This is a genomic window from Cetobacterium sp., assembly GCF_048470075.1.
Classification (GTDB): domain Bacteria; phylum Fusobacteriota; class Fusobacteriia; order Fusobacteriales; family Fusobacteriaceae; genus Cetobacterium_A.
In genome coordinates this window covers 1-3287 of the sequence record NZ_DBGBQB010000155.1, presented here as the reverse complement: position 1 = coordinate 3287, position 3287 = coordinate 1, and the positions used below count along the sequence as shown (strand labels likewise).

The window sequence follows — 3287 nt, the reverse complement described above, 5'->3', positions numbered from 1 at the left end:
TAGGATAGCTAATAGGCAAAAAATATATATATTATAAAAAACAACCAAAAAGAAGTTTAAATTAATAAAAAAAATAAAAAATAAACTTTATAAAAAACAAGTTAAAAAAAATTAATAGAATATCGTTCTAAAATAAACCATATTGACATAAAAAAGAAGATAGAGTATATACTTTACTAATAAGAAAAATGAAAGTGTATACTTTATTAATGAAAAAATAATTGAGGAGGAGTTATTATGTCAAAAGGATTTGCCCCAGAACCATATAAAATAAAGATGGTTGAAAACATGGCTATTATGACAAAAGATGAGAGAAAGGAGGCTATTGAAAGAGCTGGATATAACACATTTTTATTGAGGTCTGATGAGTGTTATATAGATCTACTTACTGATTCAGGAACAAATGCTATGAGCGATGCTCAGTGGGCAGGATTGATGATGGGAGATGAAGCATATGCAGGAAGTAGAAATTTTTATCATTTAGAAAAAACAGTACAAGAACTTTTTGGATTTAAGTATGTAGTTCCAACTCACCAAGGAAGAGGGGCAGAAAATATTTTATCAACATTGACAATAAAACCAGGGGATTATGTTCCAGGAAATATGTATTTTACAACAACTAGATTCCATCAGGAGAGAAATGGAGCAACTTTTAGAGATATTATAATAGATGAGGCTCATAACTCTCAAATAGATCTACCGTTTAAGGGAAATGTAGATTTAAATAAACTTCAAGCACTGATAGATGAAGTTGGAGCAGAAAAAATACCATATATTTGTTTAGCAGTAACAGTTAACTTAGCAGGAGGACAACCAGTGTCAATGGCCAATATAAAAGCTGTTTCAGAACTGGCTCATAGATATGGAATTAAAATTATGTATGATGCAACTAGATGTATTGAGAATGCCTATTTCATAAAGGCAAGAGAGGAAGGTTACGCAGATAAATCTATAAAGGATATTGTAAAAGAGATGTTTTCCTATGGTGATGGATGTACAATGAGTGGAAAAAAAGATTGTTTAACTAATATAGGTGGTTTTTTATGTATGAATGACTATGAACTATATTTACAAGCTACGGCTACAGTTGTGCAATTTGAAGGTATGCCAAGCTATGGAGGATTAGCTGGAAGAGATATGGAAGCTATGGCAATCGGACTTAGAGAGGCAGTTAATTATGAGTATATAAGTCATAGAGTTAATCAGATAAGATATTTAGGAGAAAAATTAGATGCAGCAGGAGTGCCAATGGTAAAACCTTATGGAGGACATGCTATATTCCTAGATGCAAAAGCTTTTTTACCACATTTAACTCAGGATGAGTTTCCTGCTCAAGCATTAGCAGCAGCCATTTATGAGCACTCTGGAGTTAGAACTATGGAAAGAGGTATCGTTTCAGCTGGAAGAGATATAAAAACAGGTAAGAATCACTATCCTAAATTGGAAACTGTTAGATTAACTATTCCAAGAAGAGTGTACACTTATGCACATCTAGATTATGTGGCAGATGCAGTTATAGAGCTATATAAAAATAGAGATCAGATAAAAGGATTGAAATGGGAGTATGAACCACCTTGTTTAAGATTCTTTACTGGAAGATTTTCTCAGAAATAGATATTCAAATTTAAAGTACTATAAGTCTATACTAGGGATATTTTAATTTAAAAATACCGACATAAATTTTCTACTAAAATAGAGATTAGGAGGTATGTGATGGGGTTTATAGATTCATTGTTATCACCATTAAAGACAACAGTGAGTGCATTAAATGGTTTTTTATGGGGAGATATAGTACTGTTTAATGTGGGAAAAACTAGTATTGGATTGAGTTTATTGGTTTTAATGTTAATTCCTACGGGGTTATACTACTGTTATAAGACTAAAATGTTATCTTTTAGATTGTTTCCAGAGATGATAAAAATAGTTTTAAAAAGTAAAATTAGTGAAGATAAAGAAGGAATCTCTGGATTACAAGCACTGTTTATAGCTACAGCCTCTAGGGTAGGAATGGGGAATTTAGCAGGTGTAGTAGCAGCTGTTTCCTTTGGAGGACCTGGAGCTATATTTTGGATGTGGATTGCGGCAATAATAGGATCAAATACAGCTTTTGTAGAGAGCACATTAGCTCAAATTTATAAGGAAAAAGATCCTCTGTATGGTGGATGGAGAGGTGGACCAGCCTATTTTATGAATAGAATGGAAGTAATAGTTGAATCTAGAAAAAAAGACCCTTTTGAAAGGGACTTAGAGATAGATTCGGATATCATATCTAAAAATGAGAAAAAATTTTATAAAAAATCCTCAAACTTTAGAATTTGTGGTATTTTATTTGCTATTTCAGGACTGATAACTTGGGTTGGAATAACACAAATAATATCTAACTCTGTCTCTGAATCTTTTAGTAATGCATTTGGAATAGCACCTCTATATACATCAATAGGAATGACTGTATTGGGAGCAGTTGTTCTATTTGGAAAAAGAGGAAAAGATGAGATAGTGGAAGTGCTGAATAAAGTGGTTCCAATAATGGCAACTCTATATCTTATACTGACTATATATATACTTATAAAAAATATAGGAGCAGTTCCAGGTATGTTTGCAGAGATATTTCAGGAAGCCTTTGGAGCAAAACAGATAGTTGCTGGTGGCTTTGGAGCAGTTTTAATGCAGGGAGTAAAAAGAGGGTTGTTTTCAAATGAAGCTGGAAGTGGATCGGCTCCTTGTGCAGCGGCAGCAGCAGATGTGGAACATCCAGCTCAACAGGGATTAATTCAAGCACTGGGAGTTTTTATAGACACATTACTAATATGTAGCTGTACAGCTTTTACAATGTTATTAGCGCCTTTATCTGTGAGAGAGGGAAAAGTGGGAATGGACCTTCTTCAAAGTTGTATGAACTATCATATAGGAAGCATAGGAACACCTTTAGTGGCTTTAATACTATTCTTATTTAGTTTCAGTACATTTTTAGGAATATTGTTTTATGCCCGGTCCAATATAGCATTTTTATTTGGTGATACAATGAAGGCTCAAGATGCCTATAAAATTTTAGCATTGATTATGCTATTTGTTGGTGGAATGGCTCAATATCTATTTGTTTGGGAGTTGGGTGATTTAGGAGTAGCATTGATGACAGTATTCAATATTATTGCAATAGTTCCATTATCTAAAATAGCATTAAACTCCTTAAAAGACTATGAGGGGATTTATATAAGGAAAAATAAAGTGGCGGTAGAGAAGTAGCAGATGATTGCCTCAGATTAATTTTGAATTAATCTGAGGTATTT

The 3287-nt window shown here is 33.0% G+C and carries 2 protein-coding genes; both read left to right on the top strand.

Features of this window, described 5'->3' with window-relative positions; all coding sequences use genetic code 11:
• The first annotated feature begins 237 nt into the window (after window positions 1–237).
• Window positions 238–1614: a tyrosine phenol-lyase gene (locus tag ACMOUI_RS05480; protein ID WP_418964729.1), complete on the top strand. Its 1377-nt coding sequence runs from the start codon at window positions 238–240 to the stop codon at window positions 1612–1614.
• A gap of 99 nt (window positions 1615–1713) precedes the next feature.
• Window positions 1714–3243 (top strand): alanine/glycine:cation symporter family protein, encoded by a 1530-nt coding sequence (locus ACMOUI_RS05475; RefSeq protein WP_418964728.1) that lies wholly within the window; start codon window positions 1714–1716, stop codon window positions 3241–3243.
• Window positions 3244–3287: the final 44 nt, after the last annotated feature.